We start from the raw sequence: 23,942 nt of genomic DNA on the forward strand, positions 1-23,942 counted from the left end.
CGTTCGCCTGCGCCGCGGCGCCGCCTTCGAGCAGGATGATCAGCGAGCCTTCCGACACGGAATCGCCCACCTTGACCTTGATTTCCTTCACGACGCCGCCTACCGGGCTCGGGACGTCCATCGTCGCCTTGTCCGACTCGAGCGTGACGAGCGACTGCTCCGGTTCGACGGTATCGCCGACCTTCACGCCGATCTCGATCACCGGCACATCCTTGTAATCGCCGATATCCGGCACCTTCACTTCGATCGCTTGACTCATCTGTTTCTGTCTCCATGGCCACGCGCGCCCCTCTCGGAGGCGGCGCGCGGCATCACACGGCGTGTGCGTTAAACGGTCATCGGGTTGGGCTTCGACGGATCGAGGTTGTACTTGGCGATCGCGTCCGCGACCACCTTGCGCTCGATCGTGCCTTCGTCGGCCAGCGCGTTGAGCGCAGCGACGGTGACCCAATGACGGTCGACTTCGAAGAAGTGACGCAGCTTCTCGCGGGTATCCGAGCGGCCGAAGCCGTCCGTGCCCAGCACGACGAAGCGGCGATCGATCTGGCCGCGGATCTGGTCGACCAGCGCACGGACGTAGTCGGTCGATGCGATGACCGGGCCCTGCGTGTCCTTCAGGCACTTCTGCACGTGCGACAGGCGACGCTCTTCGGTCGGATGCAGCAGGTTCCAGCGCTCGATCTCGTGGCCTTCACGCGCGAGCTCGGTGAAGCTCGGCACGCTCCACAGGTCGGCCGCGACGCCCCAGTCGTTCTTCAGCAGGTCGGCAGCGGCGATCACTTCGTTGAAGATCGTGCCCGCACCCAGCAGCTGCACGCGCGGCGCCTTCTTGTCGGCGTCGGCCTTCTTGAACGCGTACATGCCCTTGATGATGTCGGCCGCCACGTGCTCGCCCTGCGGAATCGCCGGGTGCTCGTAGTTCTCGTTCATCACCGTGACGTAGTAGTACACGTCTTCCTGGTCCTGCACCATGCGGCGCAGACCGTCCTGGATGATGACCGCGAGTTCATAGCCGAACGTCGGGTCGTAGCTCACGCAGTTCGGCACCGATGCCGCCCACAGGAGCGAGTGACCGTCTTCGTGCTGCAGGCCTTCGCCGTTCAGTGTCGTGCGGCCCGCGGTGCCGCCGAGCAGGAAGCCGCGCGAGCGCATGTCGCCCGCCGCCCATGCCAGGTCGCCGATCCGCTGGAAACCGAACATCGAATAGAAGATGTAGAACGGCACCATGATCTCGCCGTGCGTCGAATACGACGTCGCCGCCGCGATCCAGTCGCACATGCCGCCCGCTTCGTTGATGCCTTCCTGCAGGATCTGGCCGGTCTGCGATTCCTTGTAGAACATCAGCTGGTCGGAATCTTCCGGCACGTACTTCTGACCTTCCTGGTTCCAGATACCGATCTGGCGGAACAGGCCTTCCATGCCGAACGTACGCGATTCGTCCGGGACGATCGGCACGACGCGCTTGCCGAGCGCCTTGTCCTTCAGCAGGATGTTCAGGATCCGCACGAACGCCATCGTCGTCGAGATCTCGCGGCCTTCGCCCGTGCCCTTCAGCAGCGGCTCGAACGCGTCGAGCGCCGGCACCGGCAGCGACGTCGCCTTCTCGCGGCGATGCGGCAGGTAGCCGCCGAGGTCCATGCGCTTCTGGCGCATGTATTCGAGTTCCTTCGAGCCTTCCTCGAACTTGAGGTACGGCACGTCGGCGATCTGCTCGTCGGTGATCGGCAGGCGGAACTGGTCACGGAACTTCTTCAGTTGCTCGACCGGCAGCTTCTTCTGCTGGTGCGTGATGTTCATCGCCTGGCCCGACTCGCCCATCCCGTAGCCCTTGATGGTCTTCGCGAGGATGACGGTCGGCGCGCCCTTCGTGTTGGTCGCTTCGTGGAATGCCGCGTAGATCTTGTGCGGATCGTGGCCGCCACGGTTCAGCGCCCAGATGTCGTCGTCCGACCAGTCGGCGACGAGTGCCTTCAGCTCAGGCGAGTTGAAGAAGTGTTCGCGCACGAACGCGCCCGACTCCGACTTGTACGTCTGGTATTCGCCGTCGACGGCTTCCATCATGCGGCGCATCAGCGCGCCCGACTTGTCGCGTGCGAACAGCGCATCCCAGCGGCTGCCCCAGATGACCTTGATCACGTTCCAGCCGGCGCCGCGGAACTCCGATTCGAGTTCCTGGATGATCTTGCCGTTGCCGCGCACCGGGCCGTCGAGACGCTGCAGGTTGCAGTTGATCACGAACACGAGGTTGTCGAGCTTTTCGCGGCTCGCCATCCCGATCGCGCCGAGCGATTCCGGTTCGTCCGTCTCGCCGTCGCCGAGGAATGCCCACACCTTGCGGCCTTCCGTCTTCGCGATGCCACGTGCCTGCAGGTACTTCATGAAGCGGGCCTGGTAGATCGCCATGATCGGGCCGAGGCCCATCGACACGGTCGGGAACTGCCAGAAATCCGGCATCAGCCACGGGTGCGGATACGACGAGATGCCGTTGCCGTCGACTTCCTGGCGGAAGTTGTCGAGCTGCTCTTCCTTCAGGCGGCCGAGCAGGAACGCGCGCGAGTAGACGCCCGGCGACGAGTGGCCCTGCACGAACACGAGATCGCCGCCGTGCTGGTCGGACGCCGCGTGCCAGAAGTGGTTGTAGCCGACGTCATAGAGCGTCGCGGCCGATGCGAACGACGCGATGTGGCCGCCGACGTTCGTGTCCTTGCCTGCGCGCAGCACCATCGCCAGCGCGTTCCAGCGCGTGTACGAACGGATGCGGTGCTCGACGTCCTGGTCGCCCGGGATCTTCGCCTGGGCGGCCACGGGAATCGTGTTGATGTACGGGGTGTTGGCAGAGAACGGCAGGTGTTCGCCGTGCATGCGGGCGAACTCGATCTGCTTTTCGATCAGGTAATGCGCACGGCCGGTGCCCACGGAGGAGATCACGCCATCGAGCGACTCCAGCCACTCGACGGTTTCTTGCGGGTCGTCGTCACGTTCGGCGGCGACATATTTCATCACTTCGTTCGGTACAGCGGACATTCTCGTCTCCTGGGTCCTGGAATGTGAGGATCGCTCTCGTGCAGACGACGCGACGCGACCGGCTGCGGGCAAGCTCCGACGGATTGTAATGAGCGTGCGCGGGCCTGCGCAACAAAATTTTCGAATTGTGAGATCTTTTCTCGCAATGCGAAATATTGCTGCGCTGCACCCATATTTCGGGGCTCTCCGGCGCGTCGCGGCTGAACAAATCCGTTTCCGTTCAACATATCCGGTATAGGTTTTCCATGTATTGCGCTGCGCTACAATCCTCCAATGTTGACCGATCGGCTTTTCGCACGCTCGGCGCGACCGTCGGGCCCGCCGGCGGAGTCGCAGCCGTCCCGTTGGCACCACGGACCGTGGTGGTCCAATTCATATTTGCTGACGCCCCTGCTGTCGATTCTCGTGTTCCTGGTGGTGATGAGCCTCATCCTGTGGAGCCTCAATCGCCGCGAACAGCAGCAGCAGGAAGACACCCTCTTCCGTAACGTCGCGTGGGCCCAGCAGCAGATCCGCCTGTCGATGACGGGTGCGCAGGAACAGCTCCAGGCACTGTCGCGCGATCTCGCGTCCGGCCGGCTCGACCAGAACGCGTTCCAGATGGCCGTCGCGGACGTGATGCAGACGCACCCGGAAATCCTCTACCTGAACTGGTACACGTCGCCCGGCGTGCAGCGCTGGCCGACCGTGCATCCGCCGCTGCTCGGCCAGCGGCTCGCGAAGCCCGGCGAAGCGCAGATGCAGGACGCGGTGCGCGGCGCCTACGACGAGGCGCGCAGCACGCGCCGCCAGGCCTATTCGCCACTGATCTACGACGACTTCGGCAACGGCTTCATCACGCTGCAGACACCCGTGATGCGCGGCGACCGCGAGTACCTCGGCTCGATCGCCGCGGTGTTCTCGGTTGAAGGCATCCTGAAGCACGACATCCCGCAGGAACTGTCGTCGAAGTACAAGATCTCGATCACCGACGCGAACAACCGCGAGCTGTCGTCCACGTCGACGCGCCCGCGCCTGCCGCGCGACTCGCACTACGACCTGCCGCTCGATCCGCCCGGCCAGGGGCTGACCGTGCGCGTATACGCATTCCCGCAGCTCACGAACCTGACCAACAACACGCTCGTGTGGCTCGTGGCCGGCCTGTCCTGCTTCGTGCTGTGGAGCCTCTGGAGCCTGTGGAAGCACACGCGCCAGCGTTTCGAGGCGCAGCAGGCGCTGTACGCGGAAGCGTTCTTCCGCCGCGCGATGGAAAACTCGGTGCTGATCGGCATGCGCGTGCTCGACATGCACGGCCGCATCACGCACGTGAACCCCGCGTTCTGCCGGATGACGGGCTGGGACGAGACCGACCTCGTCGGCAAGGTCGCGCCGTTCCCGTACTGGCCGCGCGACGCTTACCCGGAAATGCAGCGCCAGCTCGACATGACGCTGCGCGGCAAGGCGCCGAGTTCGGGCTTCGAGCTGCGCGTGCGGCGCAAGAACGGCACGCTGTTCCATGCGCGCCTGTACGTCTCCCCGCTGATCGACAGCTCGGGCCGCCAGACCGGCTGGATGTCGTCGATGACCGACATCACCGAGCCGAAGCGCGCGCGCGAAGAACTCGCAGCTGCCCATGAGCGCTTCACGACGGTGCTCGAAAGCCTCGACGCCGCGGTGTCGGTGCTGGCCGCCGACGAGGCCGAGCTGCTGTTCGCGAACCGCTACTACCGCCACCTGTTCGGCATTCGTCCGGACGGCCATCTCGAGCTGTCGGGCGGCGGCTTCGACCGCGCGCAGGCATCGTCCGATTCGATCGACATGGTCGACGCGTTCGCGGGCCTGCCGGCCGCCGCGCTGACGAGCAGCACCGCCGATGCGCAGGAGGTGTACGTCGAGAGCATCCAGAAGTGGTTCGAGGTGCGCCGCCAGTACATCCAGTGGGTGGACGGCCACCTCGCGCAGATGCAGATCGCGACCGACATCACGACCCGCAAGAAGGCGCAGGAACTCGCGCACCAGCAGGAAGAGAAGCTGCAGTTCACGAGCCGATTGATGACGATGGGTGAAATGGCGTCGTCGATTGCTCACGAATTGAACCAGCCGCTCGCCGCGATCAACAACTACTGCTCGGGCACGCTCGCGCTCGTCAAGAGCGGCCGCGGCACGCCGGAGACGCTGCAGCCCGCGCTGGAAAAGACCGCGCAGCAGGCGCTGCGCGCGGGGATGATCGTCAAGCGGATCCGCGAATTCGTGAAGCGCAGCGAGCCGAAGCGCCAGCCGGCGCGGGTCGCGGACATCGTCGCCGACGCGGTCGGGCTCGCCGAAATCGAGGCCAGGAAGCGCAGGATCCGGATCGTCACGGAAATCCTCGCAAGAATGCCTATTATTTATGTCGACCCCGTGCTGATCGAGCAGGTGCTCGTGAACCTGATGAAGAACGCGGCCGAGGCAATGGCCGACGTGAAGCCGGCGTCGGTGGACGGCGTGATCCGCGTCATCGCCGACATCGAGGCGGGCTTCGTCGACATCCGCGTGATCGACCAGGGCCCGGGCGTCGACGAAGCGACCGCCGAGCGCCTGTTCGAACCGTTTTACAGCACCAAGTCCGATGGCATGGGCATGGGGCTGAACATCTGCCGTTCGATCATCGAATCGCATCGGGGGCGTCTGTGGGTGGTCAACAACGTCGAGCCGGATGGCCGCATTTCCGGCGCAACGTTCCACTGCAGCCTGCCCATTGGGGAACCCGCTGATCTCGGCCAAGGGGGGCGCGAGGCATCGGCATCACATACTGTTACGGGAGAACTATGAATAGCCCTGTCACCACCACTCAGGAAACCGTCTTTGTCGTCGACGACGACGAGGCCGTACGGGACTCGCTGCGTTGGCTGCTGGAGGCGAACGGCTATCGCGTGCAATGCTTCTCGAGCGCCGAGCAGTTCCTGGATGCCTACCAGCCTGCGCAGCAGGCCGGCCAGATCGCGTGCCTGATCCTCGACGTCCGGATGTCGGGCATGAGCGGCCTCGAACTGCAGGAACGCCTGATTGCCGACAATGCCGCGCTGCCGATCATCTTCGTCACGGGTCACGGCGACGTGCCGATGGCCGTCTCGACGATGAAAAAGGGTGCGATGGACTTTATCGAGAAACCGTTCGACGAAGCCGAGCTGCGCAAGCTGGTCGAGCGGATGCTCGACAAGGCCCGAAACGAAAGCAAGAGCGTTCAGGAACAGCGTGCCGCGAGCGAACGCCTGTCGAAGCTGACCGCGCGCGAGCAGCAGGTGCTCGAACGGATCATCGCGGGCCGCCTGAACAAGCAGATCGCCGACGATCTCGGCATCAGCATCAAGACGGTCGAAGCGCACCGCGCGAACATCATGGAAAAGCTCAACGTCAACACGGTGGCCGACCTGCTGCGCCTCGCGCTGTCGAAGAAGCAGGCCTGAGCGTGGTTGCCGCGCGGCCCGGGCAGCCCTGCCCGGCGGGCCGCGCCACCGCCGTCGCGCGATGCGGCCCACTTGCGCGGCGGCGTTTTTCCCGGCGCGCGAGCGCCGCAGCCATGACGCTTCCCGTGCATTCGCTGTCGGACGGCGGCAGGCGGACGGTATAATTCCGTGCTTTGCTGCGGTGCCCCTCGGGCGCCGCACGCCCGCATTCCAACTTCCCGGCAGAACCCACCACCATGACAGCCCTCCTCATCGACGGCAACGCCCTCTCGAAGACCCTGCGCGCCCAGGCCGCCGACCGCGCCGCCGCACTGACCGCGCGCGGCCACCAGCCCGGCCTCGCAGTGATCCTCGTCGGCGCCAACCCGGCCAGCGAAGTCTACGTGCGCAACAAGATCAAGGCGTGCGAGGACAACGGCTTCTTCTCGCTGAAGGATGCGTACCCGGACACGCTGTCGGAGGCCGACCTGCTCGCCCGCATCGACGAACTGAACCGTGATCCGAAGATCCACGGGATCCTCGTCCAGCTGCCGCTGCCGAAGCACATCGACAGCCACAAGGTGATCGAGGCGATCGCGCCGGAGAAGGACGTCGACGGCTTCCACATCGCGAACGCGGGCGCGCTGATGACCGGCAAGCCGCTGTTCCGCCCGTGCACGCCGTACGGCGTGATGAAGATGTTCGAGGCGCACGACATCCCGCTGCAGGGCGCGAACGCGGTCGTGATCGGCCGCTCGAACATCGTCGGCAAGCCGATGGCGATGATGCTGCTCGACGCCGGCGCGACCGTGACGATCTGCCACAGCAAGACGCGCGACCTCGCCGCGCACACGCGGCAGGCCGACATCGTGGTTGCCGCGGTCGGCAAGCGCAACATCCTGACGGCCGACATGGTGAAGCCCGGCGCGACGGTGATCGACGTCGGCATGAACCGCGACGACGCGGGCAAGCTGTGCGGCGACGTCGACTTCGCGGGCGTGAAGGAAGTGGCCGGCCACATCACGCCGGTGCCGGGCGGCGTCGGCCCGATGACCATCACGATGCTGCTGATCAACACGATCGAAGCCGCCGAGCGCGCCGCCGACGCGGCTGCCTGACCCCCTGCCTGTTCAGCCGGCGTGCGGAACCGCGCGCCGGCGTCTCGCCGGCCGCACCGCGCCGGTCGCGCCACCTGGCGCTCCCCACCCCGCATTCGACCTGCGTCAATCGCGTCGTTAGAAACTAACGATTGGAAAGCGCGCGATGCGCCCCAATAATGTCGATATCGGGCGCCGCGTTGCCGTGCGCGCCTTACCCTTTTCACTCCGGTTCATCCGGCAACAGACAGGGAGTCTTATGTCCGCCAGCGCCAACACCAACCCGCTTCTCGATTTCTCGGGCCTGCCCCGCTTCGGCGAGATCCGCCCGGAACACGTGACGCCCGCGCTCGACACGCTGCTCGATGCCGCCAACCGCGCAGTCGAAACGGCAAGCGCGGCCGCGACGCCGGCAACCTGGGCAGCAATCGTCGAGACGGTCGAGCACGCGACGGAGCCGCTCGGTCGCGCCTGGGGCATCATCGGCCACCTGAACGCGGTCGCCGATACGCCCGAACTGCGGGCCGCCTACGGCGAGAACCTGCCGCGCGTGACCGAATTCTGGTCGAGCGTCGGTCAGAACCTCGCGCTGTACGAGAAGTACAAGGCGATCGCCGCGAGCGCCGAATACGCGACGCTGTCCGTCGAACGCAAGAAGATCCTCGACAACGCGCTGCGCGATTTCCGCCTGTCGGGCGCCGAGCTGCCCGAAGACCAGAAGCCGCGCTTCGCCGAACTGCAGGAACAGCAGGCCGCGCTGTCGAAGGCTTTCTCCGATCACGTGCTCGACGCGACCAACGCGTACGCGTACATCGTGCAGGACGAGGCCGAACTGGCCGGCCTGCCCGGCGACGCGATCGAAGCCGCCCGCGAAGCCGCGCAAAAGGACGGCAAGGAAGGCTGGAAATTCACGCTGCACTTCCCGTCGTACTTCCCGGTGCTGCAATACGCGGACAACCGCGCGCTGCGCGAAACGCTGTACCGCGCCTACGCGACGCGCGCATCGGAACTCGGGCCGCAGTACGGCGACGGCAAGGCCGAATGGGACAACACGGCAATCGTCACCGATGCGCTGAAGCTGCGCCGCGAAGAGGCGCAGATGCTCGGCTACCGCAACTTCGCCGAAGTGTCGCTCGCACCGAAGATGGCCGAATCGCCGCAGCAGGTGATCACGTTCCTCGAGGATCTCGCGACGCGCGCGCGCCCGCACGCGGACAAGGACTGGGACGAGTTGCGCTCGTTCGCCGCGAAGGAACTCGGCCTCGCCGAACTCGCGCCGTGGGACGTCGCATACGCGGCCGAAAAGCTGCGCCAGCAGCGCTATGCGTTCTCGGAAAACGAGGTCAAGCAGTACTTCCCTGAGCCGGCCGCGCTGAAGGGCCTGTTCACCGTCACCGAGACGCTGTTCGGCGTGCAGATCAAGCCGGACGACGCGCCGGTATGGCACAAGGACGTGCGCTTCTTCCGCGTCGAGAATCGCGACGGCTCGCTCGTCGCGCAGTTCTATCTCGACCTGTACGCCCGCGAAGGCAAGCGCGGCGGCGCGTGGATGGATGACGCGCGTTCGCGCGCGAAGCGCGGCAGCAGCGTGCAGACGCCCGTCGCCTATCTCACCTGCAACTTCTCGGCGCCGGTCGGCGGCAAGCCCGCGTGCTTCACGCACGACGAAGTCATCACGCTGTTCCATGAATTCGGCCACGGGCTCCACCACATGCTCACGCGCGTCGACGAGCTCGGCGTGTCGGGCATCAACGGCGTCGAATGGGATGCCGTCGAGCTGCCGTCGCAGTTCATGGAAAACTTCTGCTGGGAATGGGACGTGCTGTCGTCGATGTCGTCGCACATCGACACGGGCGCCGCGCTGCCGCGCGAGCTGTTCGACAAGATGATCGCCGCGAAGAACTTCCAGAGCGGGCTCGGCACGCTGCGCCAGATCGTGTTCTCGATGTTCGACATGCTGCTGCACGTCGACTTCGACCCGGCGGGCGCCACCGGCGTGACCGCATTCGCGCGCGAGATCAACGAACGCTATCACGTGATCCCGCAAGCCGCGTTCTCGCGCTGGCCGAACACGTTCAGCCACATCTTCGCTGGCGGCTACGCGGCCGGCTATTACAGCTACAAGTGGGCCGAGGTGCTGTCGGCCGATGCGTATGCGGCATTCGAGGAAGCGGCCGCCGCGAGCGGCAGCGTGCTCGACGCGGCGACCGGCACGCGCTATCGCCGCGAAATCCTCGAGGTCGGCGGCAGCCGCCCGGCGATGGATTCGTTCAAGGCGTTCCGCGGCCGCGAGCCGCAGATCGACGCGCTGCTGCGCCACAACGGGATGGCGCCCGCGCACTGAGCGCGCCGCCAGCCCTTTCGGCTGCACGCAAGCAAAGGCACCGCTTCGGCGGTGCCTTTTTCATGGCGCGAGCGATTCGTCGTCGAACAGCGAAAACTGCCCGTGGCGCTCGGCCGTATCCTCGTCGATGCGCACGCCGACGCCCAGCAGCCGCACCGCCTGCGCACGCCGTTGCAGCCCCTTCGCGAGCAGCGTGACTGCGGTGTCCGCATTCGTCGCGTCGGCCACGCACTCGACCGTCGTGCGCTGGAAATCGGCGAAGCGGATCTTCACGTACAACTTGCGGATCGACCGCGCGGCACCCGCCCGCGCGATCCGCGCATCGAGTTGCACGACGAGGCGGCGGATTTCTTCTGCGCACTGCTCGAGCGTCGTCAGGTCGGTCACGTAGGTCGTCTCGACGCTGACCGACTTGCGCTCCTGGTCGGCCTGCACGGGCCGCTCGTCGATCCCGCGCGACAGTTCGTACAGCCGCCGCCCGAACGCGCCGAATTCGCGGTGCAGGTCGATCAGCGGCCAGTCGCGCAACTGCGCGCAGGTCTGGATGCCGAGCCGGTCGAGCCGCGTGGCCGTCACCTTGCCGACGCCGTGCAGCTTGCGCACCGGCAGCGCCGCAACGAACGCGTCGATCTCGTGCGGCCGCACGACGAACAGCCCGTCGGGCTTGTTCCAGTCGGACGCGATCTTCGCGATGAACTTGTTCGGCGCGACGCCGGCCGACACGGTCACGCCGACCGTGTCGACCACGCGCTGGCGGATCTCCTGTGCAATCAGCGTCGCACTGCCCTGGCAGCGCTCCGACCCGCTGACGTCGAGGTAGGCCTCGTCGAGCGACAGCGGCTCGACGTCGGGCGTGTAGTCGCGATAGATCGCCATGATCTGCCGCGACGCCGCGCGGTACTTGTCCATCGCGGTCGGCAGGATCAGCAGGTCCGGACACTTTCGCATCGCCAGCGCCGACGACATCGCCGAATGCACACCGTAGCGCCGCGCCTCGTAGTTGCAGGTCGCGATCACGCCGCGCTGGTCGGGCCGGCCGCCGACCGCGAGCGGCCGGTTGCGCAGCGACGGGTCGTCGCGCATCTCGACCGACGCGTAGAAGCAGTCGCAATCGCAATGAATGATCTTGCGCATGCGCGGCAGCGCGTCGCCCGGCGGCGGCGCGTGCGGATCGGCAGGCGGAATGATGGTCGGGTTCACGGTGCCGATACTGTACAAAAACACAGTGCCGGTTTCAACTGTCGCGTGCGGCCATGCCCGGCGGCGCCGTACCGGCCCGCTTTGCGCGGATCGTACCGGCCGGGCGCGGGCAGCGGCGCCTATACTCGTCAGCCGCAATACACGAAACGCACAGGTGACGGATGAAGACGATCGGACTGATCGGCGGGATGAGCTGGGAATCGTCGGCCGAGTATTACCGGATGATCAATCGCCATTCGAAGGCACTGCACGGCGGCCACCACAATGCGAAGAGCGTGCTGATCACGGTCGATTTCGCGGAGATCGAAGCGCTGCAACGCACGCACGACTGGGCCGCGCTCGGCGAACGGATGGCCGACGCCGCGCGACAGCTCGAAGCGGCCGGCGCCGATCTCGTCGTGCTGACGACCAATACGATGCATCGCGTCCACGACGCGATCGAAGCCGCGGTGACGCTGCCGTTCCTGCATATCGCCGATCCGACCGGCACGGCGCTGCGCGAGGCGGGCGTCGAGCGCGTCGCGCTGCTCGGCACGCGCTATACGATGGAGTTGCCGTTCTACGCGGAGCGGCTGCGCGAGAAGTTCGGCCTCGACGTGCTCGTGCCCGACGAGAGCGGACGCGACGACGTGCACCGGATCATCTACGACGAGCTGTGCCACGGCATCGTCTCGTCGGAATCGCGCGCGACGTATGTGCGGATCATCGATACGCTCGCGCAGCGCGGCGCGCAGGCGGTGATCCTCGGCTGCACGGAAATCACGCTGCTGATCGGCACGGACGATTCGCCGCTGCCGGTGTTCGATACGACCGCGTTGCACGCGAAGGCGGCGGTCGAGTGGGCGGCGCGCTGACACGCACGCGGCACGTGCCACCGATGCAGCGGCTTCACTGAAATCCGCGGCCTGCCGCATACACGATCGATCCGCTCCCGACCAGCCGGCGGACGAACCTCGACGCATGCGGCCTAGCGTTCGCGACGCGTCGCGCCGAACCGCTTGTTAGGATATCGACCTCGACCCTACCTCACCTGATCAGGACGATTCGCCGCATGGGAAATCGCGCATGGCTGTATCTTCGGAGCAACTCGGGCAACGGCGCGCGCATGACCCAGGTTGCCGAGGCCAACAACCACTTTCCGACCCTGTGGCGCATCCTGCTGGCCGACGGTGTCCGAGGCGCGGCAATCGCCGATCAGCGCGTATTCGGCGATGCAGGCACCGACAACCTGACCAGCGATGCCGCCGCCGCCGTGGCGCGGCTGGGTACGCTCTCCACCTTCCTTGGACGGCATGCGCGGCGCGGCGAGACACCGTGGCTGGCACGTCAGCTCGACGGCGCAGCCCGGTACCTCGGCGAGCAGGCAGCGCGGCTGACGGAAAACGGCGAGCCTGCGGGCTTTTCGGCCAACCTCGACGAGTTGTCGTGGCTGTCCGACGACGACGACTTCATCGCGACCACGCGCGAATCCTGCCACGCGACCTGGACGCAGATACAGGCGTGCATCGCAGCCAACGACGCGCGAGGCGTACGGCATTTGCTCGGGATCGACGGGCCGGGCGACTGGGTCTGGGGATTCGGCTTCGGCGGCTTGTCCCATGCGTATTTCTCGCGACAGCAGCCGCCTCGCGACACGACCTACGACGATTTCGTCGCGTCGGGCGGATTGTCGGCCGACGACCTGCGCTGCGACGCCAGCGGCTCCGACGCGTTTCGTGCGAAGCGGCGCCAGCGATTCCTGAGCGAGGACTATTTCGACTGGCTGCAGCCGTATCTGGACGAGCGCGTCGCGTACTGGTCGGAAAACATCTCGCCGGTGGGCAGCACCGAAAACGAACAGAAGGCGCTGACCGCACGCCATCTCGTGTCCGGTTACTACCCGCGCTTCCTGCTCATGTACACGAGCGGCATGGACCTGACGCTGCTGCGCGATGCGCTCGAACCGGTGATCGCGGCGTACGAGCGCTGCACCGACGCGTGCCGCGCGCACGAGGAGAACGATCGCCAGCCGCCACTCTGGTTCGACCACATCGAAGACTACGAGACCGTGATGCAACTGATCGGTTTCTGTTACCTGCTGCATCGCCGCGACCTGCTGCCGCGCATCGTCGCGATGTTCGATCCCGCCTATCGCGCCCGCGATACGCTGTACGAAGACCTGCTCGCGTACGAGCTCGAAGGCCGCTTCGATGTCGACCAGTGGTACCACGACGTCCCGTATCGCCCGCTCGTCTTCAGCTTTTACCGCGACACGAAGACAGAAAGCATCGACGACATCGCCGCCTATCTCGACACGTGGTATCCGGCGATGCACGACGCAACGTGGCACGACGGTCATCTCGACGTCGGTGCGAAGGGCAAACGCAGAAAGATCTATTTCGGCTATTGGGCCGTCGAAGCGGCCGCGGCGGCCTATCTGCTGGCGCTCGACGACAGCAGCCTGCGCGATCGGCTGGTGTATCCGAAGGATCTGGTCGACTTCGCGCGCAGCCGCGATACCGACAAGCAACCGGACGCGGCGCCCGACGGCACGCGCTGATCGGAAAGGGCACGGCAGATCTGCACGGGCCCACGCATGCGGCGCACCGCATCGCGTTTCTGCGCCGGAAAACAAAAAACCCGGCACGGGGCCGGGTCCTTGTCGACGAAGCGCGCATCGGTCACTTGCGCTGCACATCGTCTGGTGTGCTTGGTTGCGGGGGTAGGATTTGAACCTACGACCTTCGGGTTATGAGCCCGACGAGCTGCCAGACTGCTCCACCCCGCGTCAGAGAAATAAATTATAGGGTGAGGGAGCACTCACGTCAACACATTTGTCACAATTTCTTCTCCGTTCATCGGAACAGCGGCGCGCGGCGCCTCCCTCGCCCCGCACGATGCGCGCGTTCGCATCGCGTGCTCGCGGTAAGATGGCGGCCTTCGCATTCACCCCGCACGCACACTCCCGTTCATGAAAATCGCCACCTGGAACGTCAACTCGCTCAACGTCCGCAAGCAGCATGTGCTCGACTGGCTCGCGCAAAGCGGAACCGACGTGCTGTGCCTGCAGGAACTGAAGCTGCCGGACGAGAAATTCCCGCGCGCCGAGCTGGAAGCCGCCGGCTATCGCAGCTGGTTCACGGGCCAGAAGACCTACAACGGCGTCGCGATCCTCGCGCGTGACACGCTGTCCGTCGACGAAGCGGACGTCGTGCGCAACATCCCCGGCTTCGACGATCCGCAGCAGCGCGTGGTTGCTGCGACGGTCGACGGCGTGCGCATCGTGTCCGCGTATTTCCCGAACGGCCAGGCGCCCGACTCCGACAAGTTCGTCTACAAGATGCAATGGCTCGACGCGCTGCAGGCATGGCTGCGCACCGAGCTGCAGCGTTACCCGAAGCTCGCGCTGCTCGGCGACTACAACATCGCGCCGGAAGACCGCGACGTGCACGACCCCGCGAAATGGGAAGGCCAGAACCTCGTGTCGCCGCAGGAGCGCGCGCACTTCGCGCAACTGATCGAGCTCGGCTTCGTCGATGCGTTCCGCCGCTTCGAACAGCCGGAGAAGACCTTCACGTGGTGGGACTACCGGATGATGGCGTTCCGTCGCAACGCGGGGCTGCGCATCGACCACGTGCTGCTGTCGCCGGCACTCGCCGAGACGTGCACGTCGTGCGAAGTCGATCGCACGCCGCGCACGTGGGAACAGCCGTCCGACCACACGCCCGTCGTCGCGGTCGTCGGCTGATCGGACAGCCCGCGCGCGCTCAGCGCCGCGCGGGCGCCGGCCCGAGATGGGCCCACAGGAACCCGAATTCCGCCGCGTCGGCTTCCGCGCGTTCCAGATCGTCGGCGCTGCCGTGGCCGCCGTCGGTGTTCTCCCAGTACCACACCCGTTCATGACCGAGCGCATGCATGCGCGCGGCCATCTTGCGCGCATGCGCGGGATGCACACGGTCGTCGCGCGTCGACGTCGTCAGCAGTAGCGGCGGATACGCGACGCCTTCGCGCACGCGGTGATACGGCGAGTACGCGGCCAGTGCCGCGCCTTCGTGCGGATCGTCCGGGTCGCCGTATTCGTCGAGCCACGCGGCGCCCGCATGCAGCTTCGGGTAGCGCCGCATGTCGAGCAGCGGTACGCGGCAGAGCACCGCGCCGAACAACTCCGGGCGCTGCACCATGCACGCCGCGACCAGCAGCCCGCCGTTGCTGCCGCCTTCGATGCCGAGCTGCGCGGCGGTCGTGACGCCGGTCGCGGCCAGATCCTCGGCTACCGCGATGAAATCGTCGAACGAACGCTGGCGATGTTCGCGCTGCGCATCGACGTGCCAGCGCGGCCCGAACTCGCCGCCGCCGCGGATGTGCGCGAACGCCATCACGCCGCCGCGCTCGAGCCACCCGATACCGAACGCATCGCTGTAGCCCGGCAGGTTCGGGATCGCAAAACCGCCATAGCCCGACAGCAGGCACGGCCGCGCAACACGCGCGGCACCGTCGGCCACGTCGAGTGCATCGCGCGGCCCGATCAACGTGTACGGCACCATCGTGCCGTCTTGCGAGCGCGCGCTCGCGCGGCGCACGACGAGCCCGGCCGCGTCGAACTGCACCGGCGGCCGGTCGAGCAGCACGCGGCGCGACGGCGCATCGTCCGCGCGGTCGGCAAGATCGGCCAGCCAGCATTCGGGCGGATCGAGATAGGTGTCGACATCCACGTAAATCTCGTCGTTCAGCGTCGATTCGACCGGCTCGACGTCGATCTGCGCGTCGCCCGGCCCCGGCCACTCGAACGGTCGAGCCTCCCACGTCCACGTGCCGTCGTCGGCCTGCCGCGGCTGCCACAGCATCGTACGGTTGTGCACGTCGTCGAGCCAGCTCGCGATCAGCGTCGTGCGCGTGTGGGTCCACGTGCACGCGGACGTCGACGGTTGCGGCGCGAACAGCGTCGTGAGTTCGCGCGCCCCGGCCAGGAACGCCTGCTCACGTATCGCGAGCAGCGAGCCGCCCGCATGGCGCACGCCATCGCAATCCCAGTCGAGACGCGGCTCCAGCACGAGCCAGCCTTCCCAGAACCCGGCCTCGACATGGGTCGGCACGTCGTAGCGCGCCCACTCGCCCGCGTCGGTCAGCCGGTACGCATGCGCGTCGAAAAAGTCGACGCTGCGCCACGCGACGTGGCGGTTGTCGATCGGATCGAACCCCGCGCCCGCGCTGATGTCGTCGGGTTCGCCGCGGAAGACGACGGGCGCATCGGCGAGCGCCGTGCCACGCACCCAGCGCCGCGCTTCATACGGATAACCGGCCGCGGTCGCATGCGCCTCGCCGCGATCCCAGCTCACGTAGACGGTATCGCGATCGATCCAGCCGACCGTGTGATGCCCCGGCTCGTCGATCGTGAAGCCGCCGTCGACGAAACGCCGTTCGACGAGATCGAATTCGCGCACGACGACCGCGTCGGCACCGCCCGGCGACAGCGACAGCAGCGCGCGATCGCCGTCCGGATACAGGATCGCGTCCTGCTCGAACACCCACGATTCGCCCTCTTCCGCACCGAGCGCGTCGACGTCGAGCAGCGTTTCCCACGCCGGTTTTCCCGCGCGCCAGTCGTCCCAGCACGTGCGGCGCCACAGCCCCTTCGGATGGAGATCGTCCTGCCACAGGTCGTAGGCCCAGTCGCGCCAGCGGGTCGGAATCACCGGGCGTTCGCGCGGCAGGTACGCTTTGGCGAGGCGCGCCGTCAGCGCGCGATACGCGTCGTCGTCACGCAGCGCGGCGCGTGTGCGCGCATTCTGCTCGTCGACCCACGTGCGGGCGCGCTTGCTGTCGAGCGCTTCGAGGAAACGGAACGGGTCGGCCCCGGCGGGCCAGCGGAAAGAATCGGACATTGCGGATGGGCGGAATGGCAAACGGCGTGCAAACCGCGATTATGTCCGATCGCGGCATGCGCGATGCCCGCGCATGCCGCAAATCGTGCTCAGGGCTCCAGATGGAGTTCCTGGATCTTGCGCGTGATCGTGTTGCGGCCGATGCCGAGCCGCTCCGCGGCCTCGACCTTGCGGCCGCGCGTGAAATCGAGCGCCTCGCGGATCACGGCCGCCTCGAAGCGGCGTGCGAGTTCGTCCATCACGTCGGCCGAGTTCTCGCGCAACAGCCGTGCGACTTCGGTACGCAAGCCATGCTCCCAGACCGGATAGCCAGCCGGCGCGCCGCCGTTCGGCGCGGCCGCGACGGGCGCGGACACCGCCGGCGCCGCACCGATCGCCGGTTGCGCGAGCGCAGCCTCGCCGCCGCTGACGTACGCATCCGCGCCGTCACCCGTCGCGCCGACCGGCGCACCCGCCGGGACGAGGTCGGGCGGCAGGTCCTTGATCTCGACCGTCTGCGCGGGCGCCATCACGGTCAGCCAGTTCGCGAGGTTCTCGAGCTGGCGCACGTTGCCGGGAAACGCCAGCGACGTGAGATACGCCAGCGCTTCGTCGGATACGCGCTTCGGCTCGACGCCGAGATCGCGTGCGCTCTTCTGCAGGAAGTGGCGCGTGAGCAGCGCGATGTCCTCGCTGCGTTCGCGCAGCGGCGGCAGACGCAGCCGGATCACGTTGAGCCGGTGGTAAAGGTCCTCGCGGAACAGCCCCTGCCGCACGCGCGATTCGAGATTCTGGTGCGTCGCGGCGATCACGCGAACATTCGCGCGCAACGGGTTGTGCCCGCCGACCCGATAGAACTGCCCATCCGACAGCACGCGCAACAGGCGCGTCTGCAGGTCGAACGGCATGTCGCCGATTTCGTCGAGGAACAGCGTGCCGTTCTCGGCCTGCTCGAAGCGACCCTGCCGCGTCGTCTGCGCGCCGGTGAACGCGCCGCGCTCGTGGCCGAACAGCTCGGATTCGAGCAGGTCCTTCGGAATCGCCGCGGTGTTCAGCGCGATGAACGGGCCGTTCGCACGCGGGCTGTGACGGTGCAGCGCACGCGCGACGAGCTCCTTGCCGGTGCCCGATTCGCCGGTGATCAGCACGGTCGCGGCCGAGTGCGACAGGCGGCCGATCGCACGGAACATGTCCTGCATCGCGGGCGCCTGGCCGAGCATCTCGGGCGCCTCGGCCACGCGCTCGTCCTGTGGCGCGCCGCCGCGCAGGCTTTCCTCGACCGCGCGGCGGATCAGCTCGACCGCCTTGTCGACGTCGAACGGCTTCGCGAGATATTCGAACGCGCCGCCCTGGAACGCCGCGACGGCGCTGTCGAGGTCGGAGAACGCCGTCATGATGATGACGGGCAGGCCCGGCAGGCGCTCGTGCATCGCCTGCAGCAACTCGAGGCCCGAGCCGCCCGGCATCCGGATGTCGGATACGAGCACCTGCGGGGTCTCGTGGTCGAGCGCGGCCAGCGCGTCACGCACGTTCGCGAAGCTCTTCGTCGCGAAGCTGTCCCGGGCGAGCGCCTTTTCGAGCACCCAGCGGATCGATTGGTCGTCGTCTACTATCCAGATCGGCTTCATAGGTCGGTCAGATATTGGTGAATCTGGTGAATCGCCATGCTGTCGCTCAATGGTCGAGCGGCAGCAGGATCTGAAATTCGGTACGTCCGGGCCGGCTTTCGACCTCGATCATCCCGTCGTGCTGCTGCACGAACGTCTGCGCGAGCGTGAGGCCGAGGCCGCTGCCGTCGTCGCGCCCGGACACGAGCGGGTAGAAGATCCGGTCGCGGATCTCTTCCGGAATGCCGGGCCCGTTGTCGATCACGTGCAAGTCCAGTGCCAGGCGGTACAGGCGCTTCGCGATCGTCACCTTGCGCGCGATGCGCGTGCGCAGCTCGATCCTCGCGTCGCCCTGCGCGATCCGTTCGCGCAGCGCCTGCGCGGCGTTGCGCACGATGTTGAGCAGCGCCTGGATCAGTTGCTCCTTGTCGCCGCGCAGGTCCGGCACGCTCACGTCGTAGTCGCGCTCGATCGTGAGCCCGCGCGGGAATTCCGCGAGCATCACCGCGCGCACGCGTTCGCATACTTCATGAATGTTCACGTCGCCGACGATGTGCGGATGCCGGTGCGGCTCCAGCAACCGGTCGACGAGCGTCTGCAGGCGGTCGGACTCCTTGATGATCACCTGCGTGTATTCGCGCAACTCGCCGCGCTCACGCTCGCCGAGCTCGAATTCGAGCAGCTGGGCGGCGCCGCGAATGCCGCCGAGCGGATTCTTGATCTCGTGCGCGAGGTTGCGGATCAGTTGCTTGTTGACCGCGGTCAGGTCGTGAATGCGCTCCTCGCGATCGGTGCGCGACTGCCGCTCGTTCTCGAACAGCTCGACGAGCACGAAATCGGGCGCGGTCTCGAGGAAGCCGACGATCGCATGCACATGCAGCGGTTCGCGGCCGGGCCGGTCGAGCACGGTATCGAGGTGCGTCGCGTGAAAGCGTTCCTCGCCGATCGCGGTGATCGTCGAGGCCAGCTCGTTCGCGTTCGGAAAAATCTCGCCCCACGGCCGCTGCGCGAGCTGCCGGCGCGAGATGTCGAGCATCGCCTCCGCGGACGGGTTCGCGAACGCGATCCGCAGCGTCTTGCGGTCGAGCACGATCACGACCGTCGGCAGCGCTTCCAGCCCAGCCAGCAGGCCCGAACGCGCGAGCCGCTCGTCGTCCGTCGGTCGCTCGGGCTGCCCCGTTTTCGCCTTGATCAGATTTTTCAGAACCATCTGCGTGCTTGTCGCGCCTCAACGGGTCGGAAAAGGAAAATCGTCGGAACAAAAAAGGGACGGCTGGACGCCGCCCCTTTCAGACTCCGCGGTTCCCGCCGCTGGCCGCGCGACGGGAACGAACCGGCATGACGGCGCTGAATCGAAGCGCCATCGCCGATTACAGCGAGTAGTACATCTCGAACTCGATCGGGTGCGTCGTCATGCGGAACTTCGCCAGCTCCTGCTCCTTCAGCGCAAGGTACGCGTCGAGCATGCTGTCCGTGAACACGCCGCCACGGGTCAGGAACTCGCGATCCTTGTCGAGCGCTTCCAGTGCCTGGTCGAGGCCTGCGCAGACGGTCGGGATCTTTGCATCCTCTTCCGGCGGCAGGTCGTACAGGTTCTTGTCCGCGGCTTCGCCCGGATGGATCTTGTTCTGGATCCCGTCGAGGCCTGCCATCATCAGTGCCGAGAACAACAGGTACGGGTTCGCCATCGGATCCGGGAAGCGCGTTTCGATACGGCGGCCCTTCGGGTTCGACACGTGCGGAATGCGGATCGATGCCGAACGGTTGCGCGCCGAGTAAGCGAGCTTGACCGGTGCTTCGAAGTGCGGGACCAGACGCTTGTACGAGTTCGTCGTCGGGTTCGTGATCGCGTTCAGTGCACGGGCGTGCTTGATGATGCCGCCGATGTAGAACAGCGCCAGTTCCGACAGGCCGGCGTAGCCGTTACCCGCGAACAGGTTCTGGCCGTCCTTCCAGATCGACTGGTGAACGTGCATGCCCGAACCGTTGTCGCCGACGATCGGCTTCGGCATGAACGTCGCCGTCTTGCCATACGAGTGCGCGACGTTGTGGATGATGTACTTCGACCATTGCGTCCAGTCGGCGCGCTCGACCAGCGTCGAGAACTTCGTGCCGATTTCGTTCTGGCCCTGGCCCGCCACTTCGTGGTGGTGCACTTCGACCGGGATGCCGAGCTGTTCGAGCAGCAGGCACATTTCCGAACGCATGTCCTGGAACGTGTCGACCGGTGCGACCGGGAAGTAGCCGCCCTTCGTGCCCGGACGGTGGCCCGTGTTGCCGCCTTCGAATTCCTTGGCCGACGACCACGGTGCTTCTTCCGAGTTGATCTTCACGAAGCAACCCGACATGTCCGTGCTCCACTGGACCGAGTCGAAAATGAAGAATTCCGGTTCCGGACCGAAGAAAGCCGTGTCGCCGATGCCCGTGCTCTTCAGGTACGCTTCCGCGCGCTTCGCGAGCGAACGCGGGTCGCGCTCGTAGCCCTTGCCGTCGGCCGGCTCGACCACGTCGCAGGTCAGCACCAGGGTCGACTCTTCATAGAACGGGTCGATGAAGGCTGCGTTCGGGTCCGGCATGAGCAGCATGTCCGACGCCTCGATGCCCTTCCAGCCGGCGATCGACGAGCCGTCGAATGCATGGCCGCTTTCGAACTTGTCTTCGTCAAACGCCGAAACCGGCACCGACACGTGCTGTTCCTTGCCGCGCGTATCCGTGAAGCGGAAATCGACAAACTTGACGTCCTCGTCCTTCACGAGCTGCATGACGTCGGCGACGGTTTTACTCATAACCTCTTCTCCTGATTGAACAATTCCGGCGGACTGGGAACCGCCTCGTTTATCGAGCTGACCGGGGTCTTGCTTTGGCGCAGCGCGCCCCGATTCGACCGAATCCTATAAAGCAGCTTCCGTGCCACCTATGCGCGAGATTGGCGCGAATCGCGCCAACGCTCGTCGCGACGGGGCTGTGCTGCGCAATTCCGGGGCCCGGCTTCGCACCGCCCGCCGGCCAGAGGCACCGCGATGGTGCAATCATCGCAGTGTGCCGCGCCCACGGAGTCATTCTGGTGCATGCGCGCCATTCTGCACTCTTTTGGTGAACGCGTGTGCGGTGCGCGCACCGTGCCCCACGCGGACATCCGTGCCGCGACGCCGCGCTAGAATGTTCGTTTGACCGATAGGAGACTCCCTGCCATGAGTACGCTCGACCAGCTTTACGCGAAGGCCGACGAACGCCGCGCACAAGGCGCGCTCAACTACGCCGGGGCGCTGCTGCCGGCCGAGGCCTTCGAACTGCTGCAGCTCGACCCGTCAGCGCGCCTCGTCGACGTGCGCACCCGCGCGGAACTCGACTGGATCGGCCGCCCGCTCGTCGGCGACGGCCAGTACCTGCACCTCGAATGGACGCGCTACCCGGGCGGCGTGCCGAACGCCGAATTCGTCAACGAACTGAAGGCGGCCCTCCCGGCCGATACGCCCATCCTGTTCCTGTGCCGCAGTGCCGCGCGCTCGAAGCTCGCCGCAGTCGCCTCCACGCAGGCCGGCTTCACGAAGGCGTTCGACCTGCTCGAAGGCTTCGAGGGCGCGAAGGACGCCGAAGGCCACCGCAAGACGGTCGAAGGCTGGTGCTTCCGGAAACTGCCGTGGATCGGCGCCTGACGGCACACCGCTCCCGCCGGTGACGACAACCTCATCGTCGAGCCGGGTGATGACATGCCGATGACGGGCCGCGTTGCGCGGCCCGTGGCTTTTGTGCGGCCGCCTGGCGGGCCGCTCAGGCGCGCGGCGTATCGGGTTCGACGACGTCGCCGCCGAGCAGGTGCACGCCTTCGCGCAGCTTCACATACGCGGCCGCGACCGCTTCCGGTTCGCCCTTCACGCCGAGGTCGATGTGACGGCGCGCGTAGATCCCGCCGCGCTCCGCATCGCCGACGCTCGGCAGGCTGAACACGCGCACGCCCGGGAAATCGCGCTCGATGCGCTCCATCAGCGGCGTGAGCGTCGATTCCGGCAGCTCGAACACGTACAGCGAGCGCTCCGCATGCGGCGTCGCGTGATGCAGGTGCGCGTACTTCGTATCGAGCACCCATTCGATCATCGGCCACGCCATCACCGGGAAGCCCGGCACGAAGTGCAGGTCGCCGACCGAGAAACCGGGAATCCGGTTGTAGCCGTTCGGGATGATCGTCGCGCCCACCGGGAACACGCCCATGTTGAAGCGGTGCTGGTTCTCCGGCGACTCGAAATCGACCGGCGTGGCCGGATCGGCGTGCGTTTCGCGAATCCGCTCCGAAATCAGCACCTTCGCGTCCGGATGCAGCTCGAGCGGCACGCCAAGCGCGGCAGCCGCGCATTGGCGCGTGTGGTCGTCCGGGGTCGCGCCGATCCCGCCCGTCGAGAACACGACGTCGCCGGATGCGATCGCGCGCGCGAGGGTCGCGGTAATGCGTGCCGGATCGTCGCCGACGTATTCGGCCCAGTCGAGCGCGAGGCCGCGCGCGCCGAGCAGCTCGATGACCTTCGCCAGATGCTTGTCCTGCCGGCGGCCCGAAAGGATTTCGTCGCCGATGATGATGATGCCGATGCTCATGCCTGCCCCATGTCGATTGCGGTGGCGCGCGAACTCGCACGCAGGTCCTCCAGCGCGCGCAGGCAGTAATGCCCGAACCACAGCGCCGAGAAGACGAGGATGAAAGCGTAAACCCAGATCATGGCCGCCGCGACGAACGGAAACAGCACCATCATCCAGACCGACGATACCCACACGAAGGTCGGCACGGTGCCGAGCAGCCCGGTCGCGACGCCGATGCCGATCAGCGGCCAGCGGTGCTGGCGGATCAGCGCCCGGCGCTCGTCGCGGCTCGCGTGCTGTGCAAGCGCGTCGTAGGTCATCACGCGATACGTGAGCCAGCCCCAGATCACGGGCGGCAGCAGCGCGAAGAACGGCGGAATCAGCCACAGCGGAATGGTGACGACGAGCACGATCACACCGGCGATCGCCGCGCCCAGCGAATTGAACACGCTGCCGAAGAAGGTGCCGCCGCGCTTCGACTCGAGCGCCGCGAACTGCCGGTTCGACAGGTGCTTGATCACGACCGGCATCGAAATCGTCGCGATCAGCAGCAGCACGGTCAGCACGATCAGCGGGATCGCGAGCGACACGACCACGAACGGCGCGACGACCGCATGCAGCTGCGACATGCCGATCGCGTCGAACGCGCGATACAGCATGGCGGTCAGCACGAAGCCGTCGAGCGCGCCGCGCGCGAGGTCCAGCAGCGATTGCCACGAGAACCACAGCACGACGCCCCACAGGACGGCCGAGACGAGAAACGGCATCAGGGTGAGCCACAGCATGCGCGGATGCAGTGCGCTCGCCAATGCCCGGACGAAGGAACGCAGCAAGTCGTTCATGCGAGCCTGTATCGA

17 protein-coding genes and 1 tRNA gene are annotated in these 23,942 nt (G+C 66.4%); 8 read left to right on the forward strand and 10 right to left on the reverse strand.

Annotation, left to right across the window (positions count from 1 at the left end; all coding sequences use genetic code 11):
* On the reverse strand, positions 1-259 hold a 259-nt coding region (locus G3N61_RS26720), incomplete at its 3' end, for a biotin/lipoyl-containing protein (protein WP_346778590.1).
* 68 nt (positions 260-327) lie between these two features.
* The gene (gene aceE / locus G3N61_RS26725; RefSeq protein WP_043190370.1) at positions 328-3,024 is read right to left on the reverse strand and encodes a pyruvate dehydrogenase (acetyl-transferring), homodimeric type; all 2,697 of its coding nucleotides are present in this window, start codon (positions 3,022-3,024) and stop codon (positions 328-330) included.
* A 273-nt stretch (positions 3,025-3,297) separates the two neighbouring features.
* On the opposite strand from aceE, the gene fixL reads away from it, so the two are divergent.
* The 4 genes from fixL to G3N61_RS26745 all read left to right on the forward strand — a co-directional run bounded on the left by fixL (position 3,298) and on the right by G3N61_RS26745 (position 9,869).
* Positions 3,298-5,814 carry an oxygen sensor histidine kinase FixL gene (fixL, locus tag G3N61_RS26730; protein WP_043190373.1) on the forward strand — a complete coding sequence of 839 codons (2,517 nt, stop codon included), beginning with the start codon at positions 3,298-3,300 and terminating at the stop codon, positions 5,812-5,814.
* The gene (gene fixJ, locus G3N61_RS26735; RefSeq protein WP_043190376.1) at positions 5,811-6,449 is read left to right on the forward strand and encodes an oxygen response regulator transcription factor FixJ; all 639 of its coding nucleotides are present in this window, start codon (positions 5,811-5,813) and stop codon (positions 6,447-6,449) included. The genes fixL and fixJ overlap by 4 nt, the downstream gene beginning before the upstream one ends.
* A 236-nt stretch (positions 6,450-6,685) precedes the next feature.
* Complete coding sequence (gene folD, locus G3N61_RS26740) at positions 6,686-7,546, forward strand: bifunctional methylenetetrahydrofolate dehydrogenase/methenyltetrahydrofolate cyclohydrolase FolD (RefSeq protein ID WP_205823994.1); 861 nt, start codon at positions 6,686-6,688, stop codon at positions 7,544-7,546.
* Positions 7,547-7,784: 238 nt separating this feature from the next.
* Positions 7,785-9,869 carry a M3 family metallopeptidase gene (locus G3N61_RS26745; RefSeq protein ID WP_205823995.1) on the forward strand — a complete coding sequence of 695 codons (2,085 nt, stop codon included), beginning with the start codon at positions 7,785-7,787 and terminating at the stop codon, positions 9,867-9,869.
* Between the two features lie 60 nt (positions 9,870-9,929).
* Here G3N61_RS26745 and dinB read toward each other — a convergent pair whose 3' ends face one another.
* On the reverse strand, positions 9,930-11,093 hold the full coding sequence (dinB, locus tag G3N61_RS26750) for a DNA polymerase IV (RefSeq protein WP_205823996.1): 1,164 nt from the start codon (positions 11,091-11,093) through the stop codon (positions 9,930-9,932).
* Positions 11,094-11,230: 137 nt separating this feature from the next.
* Between dinB and G3N61_RS26755 the strand changes: the two genes are divergently transcribed.
* Both G3N61_RS26755 and G3N61_RS26760 read left to right on the forward strand, forming a co-directional pair.
* Positions 11,231-11,923, forward strand: coding sequence for an aspartate/glutamate racemase family protein (locus G3N61_RS26755; RefSeq protein WP_205823997.1), 693 nt, complete (start codon positions 11,231-11,233; stop codon positions 11,921-11,923).
* A 197-nt stretch (positions 11,924-12,120) separates the two neighbouring features.
* Positions 12,121-13,608: a PoNe immunity protein domain-containing protein gene (locus G3N61_RS26760; protein WP_241017922.1), complete on the forward strand. Its 1,488-nt coding sequence runs from the start codon at positions 12,121-12,123 to the stop codon at positions 13,606-13,608.
* A gap of 151 nt (positions 13,609-13,759) precedes the next feature.
* Here the strand turns inward: G3N61_RS26760 and G3N61_RS26765 are convergent.
* A tRNA-Met gene (locus tag G3N61_RS26765) sits at positions 13,760-13,836 on the reverse strand.
* 183 nt (positions 13,837-14,019) lie between these two features.
* Between G3N61_RS26765 and xth the strand changes: the two genes are divergently transcribed.
* Entirely contained in the window at positions 14,020-14,796 is a 777-nt protein-coding gene (gene xth, locus G3N61_RS26770; protein WP_043190389.1) for an exodeoxyribonuclease III, read from the forward strand.
* Between the two features lie 19 nt (positions 14,797-14,815).
* On the opposite strand, the gene G3N61_RS26775 is transcribed toward xth, so the two are convergent.
* The 4 genes from G3N61_RS26775 to glnA all read right to left on the reverse strand — a co-directional run bounded on the left by G3N61_RS26775 (position 14,816) and on the right by glnA (position 21,302).
* Complete coding sequence (locus G3N61_RS26775) at positions 14,816-16,930, reverse strand: prolyl oligopeptidase family serine peptidase (RefSeq protein WP_205823998.1); 2,115 nt, start codon at positions 16,928-16,930, stop codon at positions 14,816-14,818.
* A gap of 89 nt (positions 16,931-17,019) precedes the next feature.
* On the reverse strand, positions 17,020-18,537 hold the full coding sequence (gene ntrC, locus G3N61_RS26780; protein ID WP_205823999.1) for a nitrogen regulation protein NR(I): 1,518 nt from the start codon (positions 18,535-18,537) through the stop codon (positions 17,020-17,022).
* A gap of 46 nt (positions 18,538-18,583) precedes the next feature.
* Positions 18,584-19,726, reverse strand: a complete 1,143-nt coding sequence (gene glnL / locus G3N61_RS26785) for a nitrogen regulation protein NR(II) (protein WP_205824000.1) — start codon at positions 19,724-19,726, stop codon at positions 18,584-18,586.
* Positions 19,727-19,886: 160 nt separating this feature from the next.
* The gene (glnA, locus tag G3N61_RS26790; RefSeq protein WP_043190396.1) at positions 19,887-21,302 is read right to left on the reverse strand and encodes a type I glutamate--ammonia ligase; all 1,416 of its coding nucleotides are present in this window, start codon (positions 21,300-21,302) and stop codon (positions 19,887-19,889) included.
* A 405-nt stretch (positions 21,303-21,707) separates the two neighbouring features.
* On the opposite strand from glnA, the gene G3N61_RS26795 reads away from it, so the two are divergent.
* The gene (locus tag G3N61_RS26795; protein WP_043190398.1) at positions 21,708-22,172 is read left to right on the forward strand and encodes a rhodanese-like domain-containing protein; all 465 of its coding nucleotides are present in this window, start codon (positions 21,708-21,710) and stop codon (positions 22,170-22,172) included.
* Between the two features lie 115 nt (positions 22,173-22,287).
* Here the strand turns inward: G3N61_RS26795 and G3N61_RS26800 are convergent, their stop codons facing one another.
* Both G3N61_RS26800 and G3N61_RS26805 read right to left on the reverse strand, forming a co-directional pair.
* On the reverse strand, positions 22,288-23,103 hold the full coding sequence (locus G3N61_RS26800; protein WP_089450896.1) for a molybdopterin-binding protein: 816 nt from the start codon (positions 23,101-23,103) through the stop codon (positions 22,288-22,290).
* Entirely contained in the window at positions 23,100-23,927 is an 828-nt protein-coding gene (locus G3N61_RS26805; RefSeq protein WP_043190402.1) for an EI24 domain-containing protein, read from the reverse strand. The genes G3N61_RS26800 and G3N61_RS26805 overlap by 4 nt, the downstream gene beginning before the upstream one ends.
* Between the last annotated feature and the right edge of the window lie 15 nt (positions 23,928-23,942).

The organism is Burkholderia sp. Ac-20349 (assembly GCF_017104865.1).
GTDB lineage: Bacteria > Pseudomonadota > Gammaproteobacteria > Burkholderiales > Burkholderiaceae > Burkholderia > Burkholderia aenigmatica.

Bases quoted from the DNA above. Each gene is read 5' to 3' on its own strand.
- aceE (WP_043190370.1), bottom strand. From the start codon at position 3,024: ATGTCCGCTGTACCGAACGAAGTGATGAAATATGTCGCCGCCGAACGT.
- fixL (WP_043190373.1), top strand. From the start codon at position 3,298: ATGTTGACCGATCGGCTTTTCGCACGCTCGGCGCGACCGTCGGGCCCG.
- fixJ (WP_043190376.1), top strand. From the start codon at position 5,811: ATGAATAGCCCTGTCACCACCACTCAGGAAACCGTCTTTGTCGTCGAC.
- folD (WP_205823994.1), top strand. From the start codon at position 6,686: ATGACAGCCCTCCTCATCGACGGCAACGCCCTCTCGAAGACCCTGCGC.
- G3N61_RS26745 (WP_205823995.1), top strand. From the start codon at position 7,785: ATGTCCGCCAGCGCCAACACCAACCCGCTTCTCGATTTCTCGGGCCTG.
- G3N61_RS26755 (WP_205823997.1), top strand. From the start codon at position 11,231: ATGAAGACGATCGGACTGATCGGCGGGATGAGCTGGGAATCGTCGGCC.
- G3N61_RS26760 (WP_241017922.1), top strand. From the start codon at position 12,121: ATGGGAAATCGCGCATGGCTGTATCTTCGGAGCAACTCGGGCAACGGC.
- xth (WP_043190389.1), top strand. From the start codon at position 14,020: ATGAAAATCGCCACCTGGAACGTCAACTCGCTCAACGTCCGCAAGCAG.
- G3N61_RS26775 (WP_205823998.1), bottom strand. From the start codon at position 16,930: ATGTCCGATTCTTTCCGCTGGCCCGCCGGGGCCGACCCGTTCCGTTTC.
- ntrC (WP_205823999.1), bottom strand. From the start codon at position 18,537: ATGAAGCCGATCTGGATAGTAGACGACGACCAATCGATCCGCTGGGTG.
- glnL (WP_205824000.1), bottom strand. From the start codon at position 19,726: ATGGTTCTGAAAAATCTGATCAAGGCGAAAACGGGGCAGCCCGAGCGA.
- glnA (WP_043190396.1), bottom strand. From the start codon at position 21,302: ATGAGTAAAACCGTCGCCGACGTCATGCAGCTCGTGAAGGACGAGGAC.
- G3N61_RS26795 (WP_043190398.1), top strand. From the start codon at position 21,708: ATGAGTACGCTCGACCAGCTTTACGCGAAGGCCGACGAACGCCGCGCA.
- G3N61_RS26800 (WP_089450896.1), bottom strand. From the start codon at position 23,103: ATGAGCATCGGCATCATCATCATCGGCGACGAAATCCTTTCGGGCCGC.
- G3N61_RS26805 (WP_043190402.1), bottom strand. From the start codon at position 23,927: ATGAACGACTTGCTGCGTTCCTTCGTCCGGGCATTGGCGAGCGCACTG.